22 protein-coding genes, 1 tRNA gene and 2 pseudogenes are annotated in these 22,086 nt (G+C 66.6%); 12 read left to right on the top strand and 13 right to left on the bottom strand.

What is annotated here, in order from left to right:
- The first annotated feature begins 68 nt into the window (after nt 1–68).
- Nucleotides 69–2,636, top strand: a complete 2,568-nt coding sequence (locus tag QE444_RS08255) for an ATP-binding protein (protein WP_309737803.1) — start codon at nt 69–71, stop codon at nt 2,634–2,636.
- A 30-nt stretch (nt 2,637–2,666) separates the two neighbouring features.
- Here the strand turns inward: QE444_RS08255 and bfr are convergent, their stop codons facing one another.
- From bfr to QE444_RS08225, 6 genes are all read right to left on the bottom strand, one after another.
- On the bottom strand, nt 2,667–3,164 hold the full coding sequence (gene bfr, locus QE444_RS08250; RefSeq protein ID WP_007159675.1) for a bacterioferritin: 498 nt from the start codon (nt 3,162–3,164) through the stop codon (nt 2,667–2,669).
- 120 nt (nt 3,165–3,284) lie between these two features.
- Nucleotides 3,285–4,175: a PA4780 family RIO1-like protein kinase gene (locus tag QE444_RS08245; protein WP_017642530.1), complete on the bottom strand. Its 891-nt coding sequence runs from the start codon at nt 4,173–4,175 to the stop codon at nt 3,285–3,287.
- Nucleotides 4,176–4,325: 150 nt separating this feature from the next.
- Entirely contained in the window at nt 4,326–5,258 is a 933-nt protein-coding gene (locus tag QE444_RS08240) for a biotin-dependent carboxyltransferase family protein (protein WP_309737798.1), read from the bottom strand.
- Nucleotides 5,255–5,932 (bottom strand): 5-oxoprolinase subunit PxpB, encoded by a 678-nt coding sequence (gene pxpB / locus QE444_RS08235; RefSeq protein ID WP_273862732.1) that lies wholly within the window; start codon nt 5,930–5,932, stop codon nt 5,255–5,257. The genes QE444_RS08240 and pxpB overlap by 4 nt, the downstream gene beginning before the upstream one ends.
- The gene (locus QE444_RS08230; protein WP_133863146.1) at nt 5,929–6,675 is read right to left on the bottom strand and encodes a 5-oxoprolinase subunit PxpA; all 747 of its coding nucleotides are present in this window, start codon (nt 6,673–6,675) and stop codon (nt 5,929–5,931) included. Before QE444_RS08230 ends, pxpB begins: the two co-directional genes overlap by 4 nt.
- 105 nt (nt 6,676–6,780) lie before the next feature.
- A complete protein-coding gene (locus QE444_RS08225; RefSeq protein ID WP_027597217.1) occupies nt 6,781–7,701 on the bottom strand; it encodes a LysR family transcriptional regulator in 921 nt (306 codons plus the stop codon).
- A 272-nt stretch (nt 7,702–7,973) separates the two neighbouring features.
- Here QE444_RS08225 and QE444_RS08220 point away from each other — a divergent pair, with 272 nt between their 5' ends.
- The 7 genes and pseudogenes from QE444_RS08220 to QE444_RS08190 all read left to right on the top strand — a co-directional run bounded on the left by QE444_RS08220 (nt 7,974) and on the right by QE444_RS08190 (nt 13,904).
- The gene (locus QE444_RS08220) at nt 7,974–8,681 is read left to right on the top strand and encodes a DUF969 domain-containing protein (RefSeq protein WP_273862734.1); all 708 of its coding nucleotides are present in this window, start codon (nt 7,974–7,976) and stop codon (nt 8,679–8,681) included.
- Nucleotides 8,678–9,629: pseudogene (locus QE444_RS08215) on the top strand (DUF979 domain-containing protein). The gene QE444_RS08220 and the pseudogene QE444_RS08215 overlap by 4 nt, the downstream one beginning before the upstream one ends.
- A gap of 6 nt (nt 9,630–9,635) precedes the next feature.
- Complete coding sequence (pcp, locus tag QE444_RS08210) at nt 9,636–10,274, top strand: pyroglutamyl-peptidase I (protein WP_187978581.1); 639 nt, start codon at nt 9,636–9,638, stop codon at nt 10,272–10,274.
- Nucleotides 10,275–10,353: 79 nt separating this feature from the next.
- Nucleotides 10,354–11,709: an MATE family efflux transporter gene (locus QE444_RS08205; RefSeq protein WP_273862735.1), complete on the top strand. Its 1,356-nt coding sequence runs from the start codon at nt 10,354–10,356 to the stop codon at nt 11,707–11,709.
- Between the two features lie 64 nt (nt 11,710–11,773).
- The gene (locus QE444_RS08200) at nt 11,774–11,911 is read left to right on the top strand and encodes a hypothetical protein (protein WP_007159685.1); all 138 of its coding nucleotides are present in this window, start codon (nt 11,774–11,776) and stop codon (nt 11,909–11,911) included.
- Between the two features lie 120 nt (nt 11,912–12,031).
- Complete coding sequence (locus QE444_RS08195; protein ID WP_273862736.1) at nt 12,032–12,577, top strand: hypothetical protein; 546 nt, start codon at nt 12,032–12,034, stop codon at nt 12,575–12,577.
- A 286-nt stretch (nt 12,578–12,863) separates the two neighbouring features.
- Nucleotides 12,864–13,904 carry an acyltransferase gene (locus QE444_RS08190; protein ID WP_133863140.1) on the top strand — a complete coding sequence of 347 codons (1,041 nt, stop codon included), beginning with the start codon at nt 12,864–12,866 and terminating at the stop codon, nt 13,902–13,904.
- 152 nt (nt 13,905–14,056) lie between these two features.
- Here QE444_RS08190 and QE444_RS08185 read toward each other — a convergent pair.
- From QE444_RS08185 to queA, 6 genes and pseudogenes are all read right to left on the bottom strand, one after another.
- A pseudogene (locus QE444_RS08185) lies at nt 14,057–14,585 on the bottom strand (glycine zipper 2TM domain-containing protein).
- A 59-nt stretch (nt 14,586–14,644) separates the two neighbouring features.
- Complete coding sequence (gene secF / locus QE444_RS08180; protein WP_187978578.1) at nt 14,645–15,550, bottom strand: protein translocase subunit SecF; 906 nt, start codon at nt 15,548–15,550, stop codon at nt 14,645–14,647.
- 10 nt (nt 15,551–15,560) lie between these two features.
- Nucleotides 15,561–17,429 (bottom strand): protein translocase subunit SecD, encoded by a 1,869-nt coding sequence (gene secD / locus QE444_RS08175; protein ID WP_273808566.1) that lies wholly within the window; start codon nt 17,427–17,429, stop codon nt 15,561–15,563.
- A gap of 64 nt (nt 17,430–17,493) precedes the next feature.
- Nucleotides 17,494–17,838, bottom strand: coding sequence for a preprotein translocase subunit YajC (gene yajC, locus QE444_RS08170; RefSeq protein WP_007162951.1), 345 nt, complete (start codon nt 17,836–17,838; stop codon nt 17,494–17,496).
- 147 nt (nt 17,839–17,985) lie between these two features.
- Entirely contained in the window at nt 17,986–19,104 is a 1,119-nt protein-coding gene (tgt, locus tag QE444_RS08165; RefSeq protein WP_051226203.1) for a tRNA guanosine(34) transglycosylase Tgt, read from the bottom strand.
- 10 nt (nt 19,105–19,114) lie between these two features.
- Nucleotides 19,115–20,158 carry a tRNA preQ1(34) S-adenosylmethionine ribosyltransferase-isomerase QueA gene (queA, locus tag QE444_RS08160; RefSeq protein WP_309737778.1) on the bottom strand — a complete coding sequence of 348 codons (1,044 nt, stop codon included), beginning with the start codon at nt 20,156–20,158 and terminating at the stop codon, nt 19,115–19,117.
- Nucleotides 20,159–20,264: 106 nt separating this feature from the next.
- Between queA and QE444_RS08155 the strand changes: the two genes are divergently transcribed.
- Nucleotides 20,265–20,349, top strand: a tRNA-Leu gene (locus QE444_RS08155).
- A 108-nt stretch (nt 20,350–20,457) separates the two neighbouring features.
- Here QE444_RS08155 and QE444_RS08150 read toward each other — a convergent pair.
- Nucleotides 20,458–20,787 carry a DHCW motif cupin fold protein gene (locus tag QE444_RS08150; RefSeq protein WP_187978575.1) on the bottom strand — a complete coding sequence of 110 codons (330 nt, stop codon included), beginning with the start codon at nt 20,785–20,787 and terminating at the stop codon, nt 20,458–20,460.
- A 196-nt stretch (nt 20,788–20,983) separates the two neighbouring features.
- On the opposite strand from QE444_RS08150, the gene QE444_RS08145 reads away from it, so the two are divergent.
- The 3 genes from QE444_RS08145 (at nt 20,984) to QE444_RS08135 (ending at nt 22,078) form a co-directional block, all read left to right on the top strand.
- A complete protein-coding gene (locus QE444_RS08145; protein ID WP_187978574.1) occupies nt 20,984–21,154 on the top strand; it encodes a hypothetical protein in 171 nt (56 codons plus the stop codon).
- A gap of 35 nt (nt 21,155–21,189) precedes the next feature.
- Nucleotides 21,190–21,657: a hypothetical protein gene (locus tag QE444_RS08140; RefSeq protein ID WP_187978573.1), complete on the top strand. Its 468-nt coding sequence runs from the start codon at nt 21,190–21,192 to the stop codon at nt 21,655–21,657.
- 100 nt (nt 21,658–21,757) lie between these two features.
- Nucleotides 21,758–22,078 (top strand): hypothetical protein, encoded by a 321-nt coding sequence (locus QE444_RS08135; protein WP_273861992.1) that lies wholly within the window; start codon nt 21,758–21,760, stop codon nt 22,076–22,078.
- Nucleotides 22,079–22,086 lie beyond the last annotated feature (8 nt).

Here is a 22,086-nt window from a genome sequence, read left to right as displayed (position 1 = left end):
CTGCAGTTTCGCCTCTCTTGTGGTCTGAACGCCTGGAATTGCAGAGGTGGCCGGGGGAGGCTCGATAGATGGCAACGCAGATTGCCGACTGGAACGAACTGGACTTTCTCGCCGGCGGCGGCGAGATGGGTGCCCGCTTGCGCACCCACGACTGGTCGGATTCGCCCCTGGGCCCGCCGTCGCAGTGGCCGCAATCGCTGCGCTCGGCACTGAGCATCTGCCTGAACTCCAGCTTTCCCACCGCCATCTACTGGGGCCCCGACCTGCTGCTGCTCTACAACGATGCCTGGGTACCGATTCCCGCGGAACGCCACCCCTGGGCCTTCGGACGTCCCGCCCAAGAGGTCTGGCAGGACATCTGGCCGGTGGTCGGACCGCAGTTCGAGCAGGTCCTGAGCAGCGGCCAGGGCTTTTCGGTCTTCGACCAGTTGCTGCCGATGGTGCGCCAGGGCGTGGCCAGCGAGACCTACTGGAACTACAGCTTCACGGCGATTCGCGGTGAGGGCGGCGAGATCGCCGGGATCTTCAACCAGGGCCACGAGACCACCCAGCGCATCCTCGACGAGCGCCGGCGCGCCGCCGAGGCCGCGCGCCAGCGGCGGATGTTCGAGCAGGCGCCCGGCTTCGTCGCCATCGTGCGCGGGCCGGACCACGTCTTCGACTTCGTCAATGTCGCCTACAGCCGCCTGTTCGATGGCCGGCCCCGCGAAGGCCTCACGGTGCGCGAAGTCTTTCCCGAATTGCAGAGTCAGGGCTACCTCGAGTGGCTCGAACAGGTCTATCGCAGCGGACGCCGCTTTGTCGCCGAGCACCAGCCCCTGCGCCTGGAGACCGTGGGCGAGCCGGTCCGCACACTGTATCTGGATTTCATCTACGAACCCCTGACCGACGAAACCGGTCAGGTGATCGGCATCTTCTGCCAGGGGCAGGACGTCACCGAGGCCCATCTGGCCCGGGCTGCCCTGGAAGCCAGCGAACGACGCTTTCGCACCGCCCTGGAAATCGAGACGGTGGGCGCCCTCTGCTTCGATGCCGAAGGGCGGCTGATCGATGCCAATGACGCCTTCCTGCGCATGAGCGGCCATGACCGCGCGGACCTGGCTGCCGGGCGCATCGCCTGGCCGGCACCGAGACTGCCACGCGCCGACGCCCAGGCGCCGCCCGAGGAGCGTTGCTATCGACGCCGCGACGACTCGACCGGCTGGGCTCTCGTGGCCGCCAAGCGCCTGCCTGATGGCAGCGCCTTCGAATTCCTGGTCGACATCAGCGACCGCAAGCAGGCCGAAGCCGAGTTGCGCGAGGAAACCCGCACCCTGGAAGCCCTCAAGCGCATCGACACGGAACTGGCCAGCGAGCTGGATCTGGCGCATCTGGTGCAGACCGTGACCGATGCCGGGGTGGAATTGACGGGCGCCCGCTTCGGCGCCTATTTCAGTCATCAGGCCGCCGAGGACGGCGGCTCCCTGCGTCTCTTCACCCTATCCGGTGCCGAGCGCGTCGATTTCGAGTGCCTTGGCGAGCCCGGCGCCACGGCCATGTTCGCCCCCACCCTGGAGAACGCGGGCGTGGTGCGAGCCGACGATGTGGCTACCGATCCGCGCTATGGCCAGTCCGCACTGCACCAGGGCCTGCCGCCTGGACGTCCGCCGGTGCGCAGCTATCTGGCCGTCGCCGTGGTGGCCCGTGACGGGACGGTGCTGGGTGGACTCTTCTTCGGCCATGCCGAACCAGGGCGTTTCAGCCTTCGCCATGAACGGCTGATGGCGGCCCTGGCCGCTCGCGCGGCCATCGCCATCGAGCAGGCCCAGTTGTTCCAGGCGGTGCGTACCGCCAACGAGACCCTCGAACAGCGCGTCATCGAGCGCACCGCCGAGCTGACCCAGGCGCAGCAGGCGCTGCATCAGGCGCAGAAGATGGAAGCCATCGGCCAGTTGACCGGTGGCATCGCCCATGACTTCAACAACCTGCTGGCCGGCATCATCGGCAGCCTGGAACTGATCGAGCGCCGTCTGCAGCAGCAGCGTACCGACCAGCTCGACCGGCTGCTCGGTGGCGCCCAGGCCTATGCCGCACGCGCCGCCTCCCTGACCCAGCGGCTGCTGGCCTTTTCCCGGCGGCAGACCCTGGAACCCAAGCCCACCGACGTCAACGAGCTGATGCTGGCCATGGAGGAATTGATCCGCCGCAGCGTCGGCCCGGCGATCGACGTCCAGGCCGAGCCGGCGGAACCGCTGTGGTCCACGGTGATCGATGCGGTGCAACTGGAAAGCGCCCTGCTCAACCTGGCGATCAATGCCCGGGATGCCATGCCCCACGGAGGACAGCTGCGGTTGTCCACGGCCAATCTGCCCGAGGACGCGCCTGAGCGACCGGACGATCTGCCTGCCGGAGACTATGTGCGGGTCAAGGTAAGCGACACCGGTAGCGGCATCGCGCCGGAAATCCTAGAACGGATCTTCGATCCCTTCTTTACCACCAAGCCGCCGGGTCAAGGCACCGGATTGGGCCTGTCCATGGTGCACGGCTTCGTGCACCAGTCGGGTGGCCAGATCCAGGTCGATACCACGCCTGGCGTGGGGACCTGCATCTCGCTCTATCTGCCGCGAGCGCCGGAGGACGACGCCCGCACGTCCTGAGCGACGCCTGGCGGCGCCGCTCAGCCGATGCTAGAGGCCGGCACCATGGGGCGTGGTGCCGCCCTTCATCTGCGATTGCAGGTAGTTCTGCAGGCCGATCTTGTCGATCAGGCCCAGCTGCTGCTCCAGCCAGTAGGCGTGGTCTTCCTCGGTGTCTTCCAGCTGGACCACCAGGATCTCGCGGGTGACGAAGTCCTTGTGCTGGTTGCACAGGGCCACGCCCTGGGCCAAGGCTTCCCGTACCTCGTATTCCAGCGCCAGGTCCGCGCGCAGCATCTCCGGCACGGTCTGGCCGACGGTGATGGCATTGGGACGCATGTCCGGCGTGCCTTCGAGGAACAGGATGCGGCGCAGCAGCGCATCGGCGTGCTGGGTTTCCTCTTCCATCTCGTGGCCGATCCGCTCGTACAGGCGCATCAGGCCCCAGTCCTCGTACATCCGCGAATGGATGAAGTACTGGTCGCGCGCCGCCAGCTCGCCGCGCAGCAGCTGGTTGAGGTAATTGATGACGTCCGGATGGCCTTGCATGAAAAGAGTCCTGTGCTGTTCAGTGCCCAGTTTAGCGCGCTGGCGCCCAGAGGACGCCGTTCATCGCCCGACCACTGGGGCCGTTCGTCTCATCGCAGCGCTAATCGTTCTGCTTCACGATCAGCTTAGCCACGGCGGTGGCGGCTCTTCGCGCACACTGGGCTCATCCTGTTCGCGACGCGCCGCCTGCCGTCGTTCCTCGTCACGCCGCGCCGCCTCGATCTCGCGCATCACCGCATGGACATCGGCCTGGTCTTCGCGCTCGGCGAACTCGCCGGTCAGGCGGGTATTGGCGAACAACTCGCCCTTCTCGAACAGCGCCCACATCTCCGGCGCATAGCGGGTCGTGCGCAACTCAGGCGCGAAGCGGCCAAAGTAGAGCGCCATGTTCTCCACATCCCGCGCCAGCAGGCGGAAGGCGTGGTTGTTGCCGGCCGCGTCCACCGCCTGGGGCAGGTCGATGATGACCGGGCCGTCCTCGGCCAGCAGCACGTTGAATTCGGAAAGGTCGCCGTGGACCAGTCCGGCGCAGAGCATGCGCACGATCTGGCCGATCATCAGCTCGTGATAGCGCAGCGCTTCCTCGGCGGTGAGGGTCACGTCGTTGAGCCGCGGTGCGGCCTCCCCATTGCCGTCGGTGACCAGGTCCATCAGCAGCACGCCGTCGAGGAAGTCGTGGGGCTTGGGTACCCGTACCCCGGCGTCGGCCAGGCGATAGAGCGCCGTCACCTCGGCGTTCTGCCAGTTGTCCTCGCGCTCGCGCCGACCGAACTTGGAGCCCTTGGCCATGGCGCGGTTTTCTCGGCTGCCACGCACCTTGCGCCCCTCCTGGTACTCGGCGGCCTGGCGGAAGCTGCGCTTGTCGGCCTCCTTGTAGACCTTGGCGCAGCGCACCTGGCTGCCGCAGCGCACCACGTAGACCGCCGCCTCCTTGCCACTCATCAGGGGCCGTATCACCTCATCGACCAAGCCGTCCTCGATCAACGGCTCGATGCGTTTGGGAGTTTTCATCGCCGGTTCCAGCTCCTTCTTGTCGGTCGTCACAGGGGGACGTATGAGGCAAGTTTCAAGCCAGACGCCGAGAAAGGGAAGTCGGCGTCGCCCCTGAGCGTGCGACTCATCGAAGCGGACAAGATTCCTCGGCCGTGACCGACTGCGTGTTCAACCCCCGAAGAAGGCCAGGAAACGCCGCCACTCGGCCTGGGCCACGGCCAGTTCCACCGGGGCGAAGCGAGCCTCGTGATGGGCCGGGCACTGGGCCAGGCGCGCCAGGTCCAGTGGATGGATGAAGCCCAGCAGCGGATAGCCACCCATGGTCTGGCGATCGACCATGAGCACGATAGGCTGGCCGTCGGGCGGTACCTGGATGGCACCGGTCACCACCCCCAGCGACCACTGGCGGCGGGGCGGCGCCAGGGGTACGTCGCCAGCCAGGCGGATACCCATGCGATCGGATTGCGGACTGATCCGCCAGGGTTGCGTGAACAGCGCCCGCTGCTGCGCCGGTCCGAAGGCCTCGGCGTCGCCGCCAAGGATCACCCTCAGCGTCGGCACCTGGCGATAGTCCGGCACGAAGCGCGCAGCCGGACCGCAGCCGTGGCTATGCAGCTCGCTCACCGCCGCACAGGTCAGCCGCTGACCGGCCGCGAGCGGCGCGCCCCTGCCCTCCAGCCCGCCCAGGCCTTCGCGGCGATTGCTGGCCACGCTGCCCAGGGTCGCCGGCGCCTGGAAACCGCCACCGGCGGCGGCCAGGTAGGCGCGCTGCCCGGCTTGGGCGAAGCCCAGGCGCAAGCGCGCGCCAGCCTGTACCGGAAAGCACGACCAGGCCGGCAGCGGCTCGCCATCCAGCCGCGCGTCCAGCGGCGCACCGGTCAGCGCCAGCCAGGTGTCGGTCTCGCTTTCGAATTCGGCACCGCCCAGGGCGATCTCCAGCAGCGGCGCTGCCATCGGATTGCCCACCAGGCGATTGGCCCAGCGCGCGGCATGGCCGTCCATGGGTCCCGAGGGGGCCACGCCCAGGTGTTGCCAGCCCTGGCGCCCCAGGTCCTGCAACAGGGTCAGGGGACCGGACTTGATGACCTTGAGACCGCTCATGGCTGACCTCCCTGGGCGCGAAAGGCGGCTTCGTCCACCGGGACGAAGCGCACCCGATCCCCGGGCGCCAGCAGGCACGGCGGTTCGGCCTGGGCATCGAAGACCGTCCACAGGCAGCGGCCGATGAGATTCCAGCCGCCCGGCGAGGCCTGCGGATAGACCGCTGTCTGGCGCTCGGCGATGGCCAGACTGCCGGCGGGCACGCTGGTACGCGGCGTGCTGCGCCGGGGCAGCGCCAGGCGCTCGTCCAGCTCGCCGAGAAAGGCGAAGCCCGGCATGAAGCCGATGGCGCCCACCTGATAGTCACGCCCACTGTGGAGGCCAATGACCTCGGCCGCGCTCAGGCCACAGCGCTCGGCCACCTCGGCCAGATCGGGTCCGGCATAGAGCGTCGGCACCTGGTGCAGACGCCCGCCCTCGCCCGCCTGCGCGGCGCCCGGCCAGTCGGCCAGCAGGGGGGCGAGGCCGGCCTGCAGCTCGACCAGGGTCAGTTGCAGGGGATCGTAGTGCACCAGCAGGCTGGTCCAGCCCGCCACCAGATCGGTCACCGCCAGGCCGAAGCGCTGGCGAATCCGTTCGCCCAGGCGGGCGATACGCGGGGGCAGCTCGGCGTCGGGATGCTCGGCCAGCTCGAGCAGCAGCGCCGCGACGCCAAAGGGTTTGCCGACGATCATAGGGCATCCAGTGCGGCGCGCAGCCGACGCAGCACTGCCAGGGATTCGGCATTGTCGCCATGCACGCAGAGGCTGTCGGCCTGCAGCCGCATGGGCTGGCCATCGAAGCCGGGAAAGTCCTCACCCCGGGCGATGGCGACGGCCTGGGCCAGGATGCGCTCGGGGTCATGGTGAACGGCGCCAACCTGGCCACGCGGCGCCAGGGAACCGTCGGCCAGATAGGCGCGATCGGCGAAGGCTTCCAGCAGCAACGGCACCCCGGCGGCTTCGGCCAGTCGGCGCTCGCGGTCATTGTCGGCCTTGGCCAGCACCATCAGCGGCAGCCCCTGGCGATAGCGGGCGCAGGCAGCGAGCGCGGCGGTGAGCAGGGCATCATCCTTGACCAGGGCGTTGTAGAGGGCGCCATGGGGCTTCACGTACTCGACGCGCACGCCTGCGGCGCGACAGAAGGCGTCCAGGGCGCCGATCTGGTAGAGGATCATGGCTTCCACCTCGGCCGGGGTGCAGGCCATGGGCCGCCGACCGAAACCCACCAGATCGGGATAGGCCGGATGGGCGCCGATCTGCACGTCATTGGCCACCGCCAGGGTCACGGCGCGCTGCATGGTCAGGGGATCGGCGGCGTGGAAGCCGCAGGCCAGGTTGGCCTGGTCGACCAGGGGAATGGCATGGGCGTCGTCGCCCATGGACCAGGCACCGTAGCTTTCACCGGAATCGCAATTGAGGAGCAGGCGAGCGGACATGACAGGATCCTCTGAGGAAGTAGCTGGAGTGTCGGAAAGCCGGGGCGCCGCTGTCCAACAAAAGATTCCGGGCGCTGGCGATAAGAAGCCGTTGAAACACCCGGGCTAGACCAGCACCGGCAAGGCGCGCTCCGGGCCCAGCCGCGTACACCAGTCGGCTACCACCGTCTGGCTCAGGGCCACCACCGCCTCGCTCAGCGCCAGGCCAGCGCCGCCATGCCAGCTGGCCTGGACATCGAAGGGCGGCGGCCCGGCCAGTGGCAAGGGCATCAGGCTGCCACGGGCCAATTCCTCGATCACCAGGGCCGGCGGCAGGGCGCCGATGCCGAAGCCCTCGCCCATCAGCTTGATGATGGCCGCCACCGAGTTGATGCAGCAGACCCGTGGTTCGGCGATGCCCTCGCGCTGCAAGAGGCCGAGGATGTCCTGGTGCGGTCGCGAATGGCGGGAAAAGGTGATCAGGCGCTCGCCAGCCAGTTCGGCCAGATTGGCGTAGGGTCGCGCCAGATGACTGTCACTGGCCACCAGCCAGCGCACCGGATAGCTGGCGAGGTGCAGATTGCGGATGCCCTCGGCGCGCAGCAGATCGGTCTGGAAGATCAGGTCGAGCTGCCCGCGCGCCAGTTGCTCGGCCAGATTCAGCGCCGTGTCCGCGGTCAGTTCCAGCTCGATGGCCGGATAGGTCTGGGTGACGGCGGCGATCAGCTGATCCAGCCAGCTGTGGATCACCGTATCCATCACGCCGATGCGCAGGCGGCCCTCCAGGGTCTGGCCATGGCCCAGGGCCTCGTGCAGCTCGCGCTGGGTGGCCAGCATCCGCTCGGCGTAGCCCAGTACCCGATGACCCTCGGCGGTCAGGCTCACGCCGCGGGAATCGCGCAGGAACAGCTGCACGCCCAGTTCGCTCTCCAGCACGGCGATGCGACTGGAGATGGCAGCCTGGGTGGTGGACAGCTTTTCCGCCGTCAGACGGAAACTGCCCAGCCGGGCGACCCAGACGAAGGTATCGAGAAAGCGCAGATTCATGGGGACCTCGACAAGGCTATCCCGCCACTTTACCCCCACCAGCGGCCTTGTCTGCCCCGCTTTTCCCTATCGGCGGCGAACAGTTTTATTTGCTGGACGCCACCTCCACCGGCGGCGAAAGATGCCAGCCGGCGTTATGCCACATGACGCCTGACAACAATAACGAGCCGTGCCTGGGGCACTGCCTGGATCAGCCGAAGCCGTCCGCGGCTTCCTACCGTCCGCCGCACCGTCTGCCCGGAGCGCGGTGGACCCGCTGGAGACATCCACCCATGCAAACCACCGTCAACCTCTGGCCGCTGCTGGGCGTGCTGGTCATCGTGGTCGGCTTCCTGCTGAGATTCAATCCGCTGCTGGTGGTGGCCCTGGCCGCCGTGGCCACCGGGATCGCCGCCCAGTTCAGCCCCGAGGCGCTGCTCGCCGCCATCGGCACCGGCTTCATCAAGGCGCGCGCCCTGCCGCTGATCATCCTGCTGCCACTGGCGGTGATCGGCCTGCTCGAACGCCACGGCCTGCGCCTGCATGCGCAGAACTGGATCGCGCGCTTTCGCAACGCCACCGTCGGCCGCCTGCTGATCTTCTATCTCTTCGTCCGCGAGACCACCGCCGCCCTGGGGCTGACCAGCCTCGGCGGCCATCCGCAGATGGTGCGGCCGCTGCTGGCGCCCATGGCCGAAGGCACCGCCGAAAAGATCCACGGCCGCCTGCCCGAGGCCCTGCGCCAGCGGCTGCTGGCCTTTTGCGCCGCTACCGACAACATCGGGCTGTTCTTTGGCGAGGACATCTTTGTCGCCTTTGGCGCCATCGCCCTGATGCACACCTTTCTGCTCGGCGCCGGACTCGATGTCGAACCCCTGCACATTGCCCTCTGGGGCATTCCCACGGCGCTCTGCGCCTTTTTCATCCATGCCCTGCGCCTGCACCGCTTCGATCGCCAGCTCTACCGCGAGCTGACCGCGCGCAAGGAGGTGCAGCCATGATCCTGTCGATCCAGTATCTGTTCTGGCTGGCCGGCGCCATCCTGGCGCTGACCGCGGTCATGACCCTGGCCGATCGTCAGCATCCCAAGCGCTGGACCAGCGGCCTGTTCTGGAGCCTGTTCAGCCTGGTCTTCCTGATCGGCGATCGCCTGCCGCCGGCCTGGGTGGGCGCCGGGGTGCTGCTGATGGCGGTGCTGGCCGGCTGCGGCGCGGTGGGCAGTGGTCACCACGTGACGCGCCCGGAACGCGAGACCCCGTGCCAGCGCCGGCCGCCTGGGCAATCGCCTGTTCATTCCGGCCCTGGCGATTCCCGTGGTGACGGTGATCGGCAGCGTGCTGCTCAAGGACGTGCAGATCGCCGGCCTGCCACTGCTCGATCCCAAGAACGTCACCTTCGTCTCCCTCGGCCTGGGCGCCCTGGTGGCCCTGGCGCTGGCCTGCTGGCTGACCCGTGACACCCCGATCCAGGCGATGCGCGAGTCGCGCCGCCTGACCGATGCCCTGGGCTGGTCGCTGGTGCTGCCCCAGGCCCTGGCCATGCTCGGCCTGGTCTTCACCGATGCCGGCGTCGGCAAGGCGGTGGCGCACCTGGCCACCGCCTACGTGGCCCTCGACCTGCGCCTGGTGGCGGTGGTGGTCTATGTGGTGGGCATGGCCGCCTTCACCGTCATCATGGGCAACGGCTTCGCCGCCTTCCCGGTGATGACCGGCGGCATCGGCGTGCCGGTGCTGGTGGGTGTCTACCATGCCGATCCGGCGGTGATGGCCGCCATCGGCATGTTCTCCGGCTACTGCGGCACCCTGATGACGCCCATGGCGGCCAACTTCAACATCGTCCCGGCGGCCCTGCTGGAACTGGACGACAAAAACGCCGTGATCAAGGCCCAGGTCCCCACCGCCCTGGCGGTGCTGGCCTGCAACGTGGTGCTGCTCTATCTGCTGATGTGAGGTCCCATGACCCTGTTGCTCACCGGTTTCGCCCCCTTTGGCGGCGAGGCCCTCAACCCCTCCTGGGAAGCCGTGCGCCGCCTGGATGGCGAATGTCTCGGCGATCTACCGGTGGTCGCGGCGCAGCTGCCGACCGCATTCGGCGCGGCGCTCCGGGTCCTGGATGAGCTGCTCGACCGCCATCGCCCGACCCTGGTGGTGGCGGTCGGCCAGGCCGGCGGGCGAGCCGAGCTGTCGCTGGAACGCATCGCCATCAATGTCGACGATGCCCGCATTCCCGACAATGCCGGGCGCCAGCCGATCGACGAGCCGGTGGTGGCCGGCGGCCCCGCGGCCTACTTCAGCACCCTGCCGATCAAGGCCATGACCCGGGTCCTGCGCGACGCCGGCATCCCCGCAGCGGTGTCCCAGACCGCCGGCACCTTCGTCTGCAACCACGTCTTCTACGGCCTGCAGCATCGCCTGCAGGGCAGCGGGGTACGCGGTGGCTTCATCCACATCCCCTACCTGCCGGCCCAGGCCGCACACCAGCCCGGGGCGCCGTCCATGGCCCTGGAGACCCTGGTCGCCGGCCTGCGCCTGGCGCTCACCTGCGCGGCGACCACCCAGGCGGACCTGCGCGAAGGTGGCGGGCAACTGGACTGACACCCGCAGGCGCGGCGGCGGAGGACCACCCGGTCCGGCTGGCCTACAATGCGCCCTCCGCCGCCGCTGCGATTAGCCCATGTCCACCCTGCTTGCCGACTGGCGTCATCCCCTGCTGCACCGTCGCGTCTGGGCCCTGGCCGCGCCGATGATCCTGTCCAATCTCAGCGTGCCGCTGGTGACCCTGGTCGACAGCGCCATCGCCGGCCATCTGCCCGAAGCCCGCCAGCTCGCCGCGGTGGCCATGGGCGGCGCCTTCTACACCGCCCTGCTCGGCATCCTCGGCTTCCTGCGCATGGGCACCACCGGTTTCGCCGCCCAGGCCAGCGGGCGGCGCGATGGCGCCGCCCTGCGCCAGATTCTCCTGCAGGCCGGCCTTCTCGGGCTGGGCCTGTCGCTGCTCCTGCTGCTGGCCGCCAGCCTGGCGCTGGAACCGCTGTTCGGCTGGCTCGGCCTGGATCCCGCCTTCGCCGACCTGGCCGCGCGCTTCCTGCACCTGCGCCTGCTCGGCCTGCCTGCCGCGCTGCTCAGCTACGCGGTGATCGGCTGGCTGCTCGGCACCCAGGATGCGCGCACGCCGCTGGTGCTGCTGCTCACCACCAATGCCCTGAATCTGCTGCTGGTGACCGGCTTCGTGCTCGGCCTCGGCGCCGGGGTACAGGGCATCGCGCTGGCTTCGGTCCTGGCGGAATGGAGCGGCATGCTGCTCGGCCTCTGGCTGGTGCTGCGCCGTCTGCGGCTGTGGCCCGGCCGGATCGACCGCCTGGCGCTGCGTCGCCTCGCCAGCTGGCGGCCGCTGCTGGCGGTCAATCGCGACATCTTCATCCGCTCCCTGGCGCTGCAGGCGGTATTCCTGCTGTTCGCCGCCCAGGGCGCCCAGCTGGGCGAGACCACGGTGGCGGTCAACGCCCTGCTGCTCAATGGCCTGCTGGTCACCGCCTTCGCCCTCGACGGCCTCGCCCATGCGGTGGAGGCCCTGGCCGGTCATGCCCTCGGCGCCCGCGAAGGCGCCACCCTGCGCCGGGTGCTGGTGATCGCCGGCGGCTGGTCGCTGCTGGCCAGCCTCGGCTTCGCCCTGGCCTTCGCCCTCGGCGGCGATCTGTTCGTCGCCCTGCAGAGCGACATCGCCGAGGTGCGCCAGGCGGCCCACGCCTACCTGCCCTATCTGGCCGTGCTGCCGCTGATCGCCATGGTCAGCTACCTGCTGGACGGCCTCTTCATCGGCGCCACCCGCGCCCGGGAGATGCGCAACTCGATGCTGCTGGCCCTGCTACTGGCGCTGCCGCTCGGCGGCCTGCTGCGCGGCCTCGGCAATCACGGCCTGTGGCTGGCCTTTCTCGCTTTCATGGCGCTGCGTGGCCTGATCTCCGCGCTGCTCGCCTGGCGCCTGGCCCGCCGCGAAGGCTGGCTCAGCGACGACGGCGGCGGCGGCTGATCCTGCGGAACCGCCGGGGCGGCGCTCCCCTCAAAGTCGGACATCCCCTGCCGAGAGCGCTGCCATGAGCGAAGACACCCGCGATCAGGAACCCCTGGACACCCCCGCCGACGGCGACGACGTCCCCGAGCACCAGAAGCCGGAAAATCTGGAAAAGCTCAAGGACTACGGCAAGGATCAGATTCCGCCCGGCATCGCCTGACGCCAACCCTGAACCCCTCGACAAAAGCCGTCGACAGCGGTGGCAAAGCCCCGGCGGAGCTCTTAGCATCCGTCGGGTTGAGTGGGCCTGCGGGCCTTCGTGAAGGGAATCCAGATCACCATGACCGTCAGGTCCTACCTGTCGCCTCTCCTTGCGCCCCTGTTGGCGCTGCTGGTGCTCGTCCCCGCGCCGGCCAGGGCCGTGGACGGCTACGCCGGCATTGCCTTCGGCACTGACCAGAAGGCCTTTCTGGCGAAAAAGCTCTGCACCTTCCAGCCGCGCAAGATCGATGTGGTCGGCGTCGAGTATTTCGAATGCACTGACCTCGGCTTCGCCGGTGAAAAGGTCGAGGCCGGCGCCTTCTTCATCGATGGCCGCTTCCTGCGCCTGTCCATCGTCACGCCCCTGGCGCAGTCCTTCCTGATTGCCGAAGGCCTCACCCAGAAGTACGGCAAACCCTCCTCCCAGTCGTCGGCCGCCGCCTTCGAGCGTCTGAACCAGGACGACGACGCCCAGGCCTATCTGGCCTTCGATCACGACACCGTCGTCTACAAGTTCAGCGCCCAGGCGGCGCGCAAGAAGCAGGTCCTGCTGATCTATACCTCGCCGCGCTACGAGCCCCTGCTCAAGGAGAAGCAGCTGCAGTTCGTCAAAGATTCCCTTTAAACATCCGGTTACAGCTCGTCGGACAATTGCCCCTCGGGCGGCCAAAGTGTCGTCCCGGTCACGCATCGCCGGAAACAGGCCATGAACAATGGCAGATAGCCACGGTCAGAACGCGGGCAAGGAGCCCCTTCCTGTAACCGGCTACTTACGGACGTCGTTCCTTCGGGAGTCCTACCATGACCGAACCTGTCGCCACGCGCGCCCTGGCGCCGCAGCGTCCCTGCTTTCGTTTGCCCCAGTGCTTTGGCCTCAGCTGCACAGGTTCTCTTTTGAAAAGGATCATTCAATGAACACTCGCAATCTCTGGGTCGACTATGCGAAAGCCATAGGCATCGTGCTGGTCGTCTATGGCCATGTCGTCCGCGGCCTGCTCAACGCCGGCATCCTGCAGGACGCCGAATTCCACGGCCTGGTGGACAGCGTCATCTACAGCTTCCACATGCCGCTGTTCTTCTTCCTGTCCGGCCTGTTCTTCTACAACTCCTTCGTCAAGCGCGGCACCGGCGGCCTGCTGGTGAACAAGATCGACACCATCGTCTATCCCTTCCTGGTGTGGTCGCTGCTGCAGGGTTCGGTGGAGGCGCTGATGTCGCGCTACACCAACGGCGGCGTGAGCTTCAGCGAAGTCCTGACGGTCTGGGAGCCACGCCAGCAGTTCTGGTTCCTCTATGCGCTGTTCCTGGTGTTCTGCCTGGCCATGCTCGCCTATCGCTGGGCCAAGCCGCTGGCCTTCTTCGCCGTGTTCGCCTTTGGCGCCCTGGTCTATCTGTTCCAGAACGCCGGCCCGGAAGACTTCTTCTTCACCTTCACCGCGCAGAACTTCGTGTTCTTCGCCTTCGGTGTCTGGTTCAACAACTTCAAGCAGGCCATCGAGGAGCAGGCCGGCCGCGTGATGCTGGGTTCGGGTCTGCTGTTCGTGGTGCTCGAATACTGGTTCCACGGCCTGCTGGGCCTGGTCTACACCGATCGCGGCCTGGCCACCCTGGTGCTGGCGCTGAACGGCATCGTCTTCGTCAGCGCCACCTGCATGGTGCTGGCGCAGCGGCCGCTGCAATGGGTACTCACCCTGGGCGCGCTGTCCATGCCGATCTACGTGATGCACGTACTGAGCGGCAGCGGCGCCCGCATCATCCTGAGCAAGGGCCTGCATATCAACGACGGCCTGCTGCATATCGTCGCCGGCTGCGCCTTCGGCATCCTGGTGCCGGTGGCCATCGCCAAGCTGCTGGAAGCGCGCGGCATCAACGGTCTGTTCGAGGCGCCGGCGTGGATCTCCGCCCGGCGGTGGCTTCGGCCCAAAGCAGAAACCCCCCGCCCCGCCGTCTGAGTGATGGCACCGGCCAGGGCGCCCGGCGCGCCCGGCCGGAGCGACAGCCCTCTCGAACCACCGCGCGAGCGCCAACAAAAAACCCGCTACCAGTTGCCTGGTAGCGGGTTTTTTGTGCCTGAAGCCCTGGCGACTTCAGCCGCTGGCGCGGATCACTGGCTGGCCAGCACCTGGCCGTTCTTCACTTCCAGCTGCTTGCCCGGCTCGTGGTCCATGCGGACCTGGCCGATCTTGCCATCCAGCAGGTACTTAACGTCATAGCCGACCACCTGGTCCTTGCTATCATTGACCGTGCTGCAGCGGGTCTGGCTGGTGGTGTAGGTGTCGCGGTTCTGCATGTATTCCTGACCCTTGTTGCCGGCGTAACCACCGCCAACGGCACCGGCGATGGTCGCCAGGGTCTTGCCGCTGCCGTTGCCGACCTGGTTGCCCAGCAGACCGCCGACGACCGCGCCTACGGCGGTCCCGGCGATCTGGTGCTGGTCCTGAACCGGCCGACGGTGAGTTACCGCGACCTCCTTGCAGACCTCGCGGCGGGGTCTTGACCGTTTCCTTGACCGGCTGGACGGCGACGACCTCGGCGTACTGAGGCCCGCGGTCGACGAAACTGTACGCCACGGCGCCACCTGCGGTGGCGACGATGGCTCCCAGAACCGTACCTACGAGCATCGACTTGTTCACTACAACCTCCTGACTACTCTGTCATAGCGGGCACCTGGCCCTTTGCCATGCCTGGGACATCAGGGACGCTCGTCGAGTTCCTTGGCTTGCGGCGGGATCAGGTCTTCGCTCTTCAGGTCCAGCCAGATCAGCACCACGTTGGCGATATAGATCGACGAGTAGGTACCGGCCAGCACGCCGATGAACAGCGCCAGCGAGAAGCCGAACAGGTTGTCGCCGCCAAAGAACAGCAGCGCCGCCACGGCCAGCAGGGTCGAGATCGAGGTCGCCAGGGTACGCAGCAGGGTCTGGGTGGTCGAGACGTTGATGTTCTCGATCAGACTGGCCTTGCGCAGCACCCGGAAGTTTTCCCGCACCCGGTCGAACACCACGATGGTGTCATTGAGCGAGTAGCCGATGATGGCCAGGACCGCTGCCAGCACCGTCAGGTCGAAGGTGATCTGGAAGAACGACAACAGACCCAGGGTCACCACCACGTCGTGCACTAGCGAAATGATGGCGCCCACGGCGAACTTCCACTGGAAGCGGAAGGCCACGTAGAGCAGCACCCCGCCCAGGGCCAGCAGCATGCCCAGGCCGCCCTGGTCACGTAGCTCCGCGCCCACCTGCGGACCGACGAACTCGGTGCGGGTCAGGGAAAAGCGCTCGGTGCTCGCCTTCTGCAGCGCGCCGGTCACCTGCTGACCCAGCTGCGGGTTGTCACCCGGCATCCGTACCAGCACATCGGTGGTGGCGCCGAAACTCTGCACCACGGCTTCTCCGAAGCCGGCGCCCTGCAATTCCTGACGGATCTTGCCAAGGTCGGCGGGCTGCTCGTAGCGCAGCTCGATCAGGGTACCGCCGGTGAAATCCAGGCCGAAGTTCAGTCCCTTGTAGAACCAGCTGAACAACGCCAGAACGGTCAGGAGGGCGGTGATGGCGAACGCGATATTGCGTACGCCCATGAAATTGATGGTCTTTTTCATCGCCGCGTCCTCAAATCCACAGCTTCTTGACGTTCCGGCCGCCATAAATCAGGTTGACCATGGCACGGGTCACGAAGATGGCGGTGAACAGGGAGGTGAAGATACCCAGCGACATGGTCACGGCGAAGCCCTTGACCGGCCCGGTGCCCATGGCGAACAGGATGGCGCCCACCAGCAGGGTCGTCAGGTTGGAGTCCAGAATCGCCGTGAAGGCGCGACTGAAGCCCTCATGGATGGCGCGCTGGATCGGCATGCCGTTGGCGATCTCTTCGCGGATCCGCGAGAAGATCAGCACGTTGGCGTCCACCGCCTGGCCCATGGTCAGGACGATACCGGCGATACCCGGCAGGGTCAGGGTGGCATGCAGGATGGACATCAAGGCCATCAGCAAGACCATGTTGAAGCCCAGGGCGATGGTCGCCAGCAGCCCGAAGAAGCGGTAGATGGCAATCAGGAACAGCGAGACGAAGACCATGCCCCACAGCGAGGCGTCGATGCCCTTCTCGATGTTGTCGGCGCCCAGGCTCGGGCCGAGGGTGCGTTCTTCGGCGAAGTACATGGGTGCGGCCAGGCCACCGGCACGCAGCAGCAGCGCCAGTTCCGAGGCCTCGCCCGAACCGTTCAGGCCGGTGATGCGGAAGCTGTTGCCCAGGGCCGACTGGATGGTCGCCAGGCTGATGATGCGCCGCTCTTCCTCGAAGCCGGGCACCGCCACTTCCTTCTGCACGCCATCCACGGTCTGGGTGGTGTAGCGGGTGACCGGACGCTGCTCGATGAACACCACCGCCATGCTGCGGCCGACGTTGCTGCGGGTAGCGCGGTTGATCAGATCGCCGCCATGGCCATCCAGACGGATGTTGACCTGGGGCCGGCCGTTTTCGTCGAAGCTGGCCGAGGCGTCGGTGACCTGGTCACCGGTGATGATGACGTTACGCTCCAGCGGCACCGCCGGGCGACCGGGCTCGCGGAATTCGAAGCTCTCGGTGGAGGCCCGCGGGGTGTCCGCGGTGGCGGCCAGGCGGAATTCCAGGTTGGCGGTCTTGCCGAGGATGCGCTTGGCTTCGGCGGTGTCCTGCACGCCCGGCAGCTCGACCACGATGCGGTCGGCGCCCTGACGCTGCACCAGCGGCTCGGCCACGCCCAGTTCGTTGACCCGGTTGCGCACCGTGGTCAGGTTCTGGGTGACGGCATAGTTGCGGATCTCGCGCAACTTGGCCTCGGTCAGCTGCAGACGCAGCACCTGCAGGTCGCCCCGGGTATCGGTGGTGAGCTCGAAATCAGTGTAGTTCTTGCGGATCAGGCTCTGCGCCTGCTGCAGGTCGGCGGCGTCGGTGAAGCCGAGCTGCAGGGCACCGTTCTGGTCGGGCATGCTGCGATAGCGCACCTTCTCGCGACGCAGCAGGGTCTTGACCTCGTTGTCATAGACCTTCAGGCGCGCATCCACGGCCTTGTCCATGTCAACCGCCAGCAGGAAGTGCACACCGCCGGACAGGTCCAGGCCGAGCTTCATCGGGCTGGCGCCCAGCTTGCGCAGCCACTGCGGCGTGGTAGGAGCCAGGTTCAGGGCAACCACGAAGTCGTCGCCGAGGGTACGCCGGACCACTTCCTGGGCCGGCAGCTGATCATCGGCGCGGGTCAGGCGGATCAGCACCCGGCTGCCATTGGCGTTGAGATCACTGGACTTCACGGCGAGCTTCGCCTGCGCCAGGGCCGCGTCTACACGCTGGACCTCGGCGGGGGTCACCGCGCGTTCGGTGCTGGAAGCGCTGATCTGCAGGGCCGGATCGTCGGGGTACAGATTAGGAACCGAATAGATGGCGCCCACGACCAGTACGGCCAGGATCAGCAGGTACTTCCAGAGGGGATATTTGTTGAGCATGACACCGCCCGAGATAAAGGCGGGGCGCCTTGCGCGCCCCGGTGTTAGCTAGATTGAGGAAGGCTCAGAGCGCCTTCAGGGTGCCTTTCGGCAGGGTCGCGGCAATGGCGCCCTTCTGGAATTTCAGTTCGACGTTGTCGGACACTTCCAGCACCACGAACTCGTCGGTGACCTTGTTGATGCGGCCGGCGATACCACCGGTGGTCACCACTTCGTCACCCTTCTGCAGGCCGCCGATCAGGTTCTTGTGATCCTTGGTGCGCTTGGCCTGGGGACGCCAGATCAGGAAATAGAAGATCACCACGAAGCCGATCAGGAAGATGAACTGAATGTATTCACCTCCCGGTGCAGCGTTGGCGGCCGGCGCGGCAGCTTCCTGGGCCTGGGCCGTGGAAATCAGAAAACTCATTGCACTACTCCTTGCAGAGTTGGATGACGGAAAAAGAAGAGATGCCGGGGGTCGCTCGCAGCCGTTCCGACCGCCTCGGGACCCCGCTCACGCACCCGGCGAAGGACGCGCGAGCGCCGTTTCGCCTGGACGATCGGACAGGGGCTTTCAGCGGTCGAGCGGCGGCGTAGGCAGGCCGCGCCGTGCATAGAAGGCGTCCACAAAGTCGGCCAATTTACCCTCTTGGATAGCCTGGCGCAAACCGGCCATCACGCGCTGGTAATACCGCAGGTTGTGGATCGTATTCAGCATACTCCCCAGCATTTCCCCGCATTTATCCAGATGGTGCAGATAGGCCCGGGAGAAATGTTTGCAGGTGTAACAGTCGCAGGTGGGATCCAGCGGCGTCTCGTCGTGACGGTGCACGGCGTTGCGCAGCTTGAGCACGCCGGTGTCGATGAACAGATGGCCGTTGCGGGCGTTGCGGGTGGGCATCACGCAGTCGAACATGTCGACGCCGCGGCGTACGCCTTCCACCAGGTCTTCCGGCTTGCCCACGCCCATCAGGTAGCGCGGCTTGTCCGCCGGCAGGTGCGGTGGCAGGAAGTCCAGCACCCGGATCATCTCTTCCTTGGGCTCGCCCACCGACAGGCCGCCGATGGCATAGCCGTCGAAGCCGATGCCTTCCAGCCCCTCCAGGGATCTCAGGCGCAGTTCTTCGTGCATGCCGCCCTGGACGATGCCGAACAGCGCCGAGGGATTGTCGCCATGGGCTTCGCGGGAGCGCTTGGCCCAGCGCAGCGACAGTTCCATGGAACGACGCGCGGTGTCGAAGTCCGCCGGATAGGGCGTGCACTCGTCGAAGATCATCACGATGTCCGAGCCCAGGGCGCGTTGCACCGCCATGGATTCCTCGGGGCCCATGAAGACCTTGGCGCCGTCCACCGGCGAGGCGAAGTAGACGCCCTCCTCCTTGATCTTGCGCAGCGCGCCCAGGCTGAACACCTGGAAGCCGCCGGAATCGGTAAGGATCGGCCCCTGCCACTGCATGAAGTCGTGCAGGTCGCCATGGCGCTGGATCACCTCGGTCCCAGGCCGTAGCCAGAGATGGAAGGTGTTGCCGAGGATGATCTGGGCACCGATATCGGCGACGCTGTCGGGCAGCATGCCCTTGACCGTGCCGTAGGTACCGACCGGCATGAAGGCCGGGGTCTCGACCACGCCGCGGGGAAAGGTCAGGCGACCGCGACGGGCCTTGCCCTCGGTGGCCAGCAATTCGAAATTCATGAAACTCATATCAGCTCTCCGGGCCCTGGGCCCCGGGATTGCGGGTGATGAACATGGCGTCGCCATAACTGAAGAAGCGATAGCCCTCGGCCACGGCCGTGGCATAGGCGGCCATGGTCTCGCGGTAACCGGCGAAGGCCGACACCAGCATCAGCAGGGTCGACTCGGGCAGGTGGAAGTTGGTCACCAGCGCATCGACCACGTGGAAGGGCCGGCCGGGATAGAGAAAGATGTCCGTCTCGCCAGCGAAGGCCTTGAGCTCGCCGTCACGGGCGGCGCTCTCCAGCGAACGCACGCTGGTGGTGCCGACCGCGACCACCCGGCCGCCACGGGCGCGACAGGCGGCCACGGCATCCACCACGGCCTGGTCGACCTGCAGCCACTCGCGGTGCATGTGGTGGTCTTCGATCTTTTCCACCCGCACCGGCTGGAAGGTACCGGCACCGACGTGCAGGGTGACGAAGGCGGTCGCCACGCCCTTGGCGCGGATGGCCTCCAACAGCGGCTCGTCGAAGTGCAACCCGGCGGTGGGCGCGGCCACGGCGCCGGCATTGCGCGCATAGACGGTCTGGTAGCGCTCGCGATCCTCGGCTTCGTCGGGCCGGTCGATATAGGGCGGCAGCGGCATGTGACCGACCCGCTCCAGCAGCGGCAGCACCGGCTCGGCGAACTTCAATTCGAACAGCGCCTCGTGGCGCGCCACCATCTCGGCCTCGGCGCCGCCGTCGATGAGGAGGCGGCTGCCCGGCTTGGGCGACTTGCTGGAACGCACATGGGCCAACACCCGCTCTTCGTCCAGCACCCGCTCCACCAGGATCTCCAGCTTGCCGCCACTGGCCTTCTGGCCGAACAGCCGCGCGGGTATCACCCGGGTGTCGTTGAACACCATCAGGTCGCCGGGTCGCAGATAACCCAGCAGATCGGCGAAGTGGCGATGACTCAGCTCACCGCTGGGGCCGTCGAGCACCAGCAATCGACTGCCGCGGCGCTCGGCCAGCGGATGACGGGCGATGAGGGATTCGGGGAGGTCGAAATGGAAGTCGGCGACGTGCATGGCAGGTAGATCTCGAAAGGCCGCACAGCTTACCGGAAGCGACCTTTTTCACCAAAGCACTTTGGATTGACCGGGCCTGCCCGCGTCCCTATACTCCGCCGCCATTGCCCCGGTGGCGGAACCGGTAGACGCGGCGGATTCAAAATCCGTTTCCGAAAGGAGTGGGAGTTCGAGTCTCCCCCGGGGCACCAAGTTGTACCTTCCAGGCCGCCTCTGAAAGGCATGGAAACTGAAGAAACCGCCCCTTGAGGCGGTTTTTTTGTGCCTGGTGCGCCCTGGTCGCGGCGTCGATACGAGCCTCAATCCAAGACGAATAACCTAGCCCCAATCGCGGTCGAGGATCTGTGAGCCTCTGCATTGTCGGCCACCTGGTAACTCATGCCGGCGGTCAAGGTGAAGACGCGACCATCGGCCAGCTCGGTATCCAGCCGACCCTCCAGGCAAAGCAGGATGTGTCCCTTGCTGCACCAGTGATCGGCAAGGTAACCCTCACTGTACTCGACCATGCGGACTCGTATTGCCCCAAACTGGCAGGTACGCCAAAGCGCCAAGCCGGTCGTTCCCACATGGACTACAGGTTCGATTTTCGACCAGTCAGTGGTCCCGAATGGAATGTCGCTCAGTTGCATGACGGCCATTACCCGGGGCAGGAAGGGTATGTTACCCGGGCGGCAAGACGGCCAAGCGATACAGATTGGACGAATTCCGAAGGTACGCAGCATTGCATTAAGTGCGGTTCCTGTACCTTCCAATGCGCCGACTCCCACTGATCGGGCACGCTCTTGATCACCCCACTCCCGCTTTCATCGTAGGGAAGGATGCCTTTTGAAATGGATATTGCTTGGCCTTGCGCTACTGCTGTCCGGCTGCAGTCACTACAGCGATGCCGGCCCGCTTTGCGAGCCGAGTCCGCTGAGCGGCGAGGACTGCCAGAAGCGGCAGCCTGTCGGCAACTATCTGATGGACAAGTATCGGGAATGGCAGCGTTACCACTAGGCTGGCGCCTGCCAAAGGCTTACCGAGACCGGAAGATGCGTCTGAGCCCTCCCCTGCTGCTCGTCCTACTGCTGATCCTGGGTGGCTGCGCCGTGCAGCAACCGGCCCAGCCAGCCGGTGCAGCTATCGACCTGGATCGCTCGCCCAGCTGGACGCTGCAGGCCCGGTTGCACAGTGCGCTCTATGGTTGCGAATTGCTGGTGCTGCATGGCAACAACGCTCGCCTGGCGGGCGAGCAAGGGCGGCTGGCGGACTTTCGTCAGCGGCTGAGCAGTTGCCAGACCCGGGCCGCTGCCGAAGAGAAGTCTGCTACGGACCAGTTACCCGCCGGCCAGGATCGACTGCTGCGCAATGCGCAGAAGGCCTATCTGGCCGCCTGGCAGAGCTATCTGGCCGGGCTCACCATCGATCATCCGGCCGACTTGCAGCAGAAGCAGTCTTATCTTAAGGCGCGTTCAGCGCTGCTCGACGTGGCGACAGAAGTGCCCGGACATCCGCGCTGAGCCCCGCAAATGACCGGATAGCCAGCTGACCACCGGCAGCTGAAACGCAGGGGCAAAGCATGCAATAGTAAGACATCGATACGGACGCGAGATCTTGTGCATGGAAACGCTCTCCCCCCTCTCCCAGGTGGCGGTCAAGGACCTGGAAACGGCCCAGCCCCCCGCCCGCTTCTCTCCGGCCTTCATCGAGCGGCTGCTCTCGCGTTGCGAGACGCGCATTGACGAGATGGAAGCCTGCCCCGACATGAGCGCGGATCTGCGCCTGATCCACATGCAGAACGTCGATCTGCTGGTGCGTACCGTGGTGGGCGAATGCCGCCACCGGGATCAGATCCGCCGGGTGCAGCGGATCCTGAACTTCTGCGAAGCGCACGCCGGCTGGTTGCAGCCGCAGCCGGCAGCGAGCAAGGGCGCCGCCTAGCGAGCGGC

The sequence above is a fragment of the Pseudomonas sp. SORGH_AS_0199 genome, from assembly GCF_031453735.1.
Taxonomy (GTDB): Bacteria; Pseudomonadota; Gammaproteobacteria; order Pseudomonadales; family Pseudomonadaceae; genus Chryseomonas; species Chryseomonas aestiva.
This window is presented reverse-complemented; position numbering and strand designations above follow the sequence as displayed.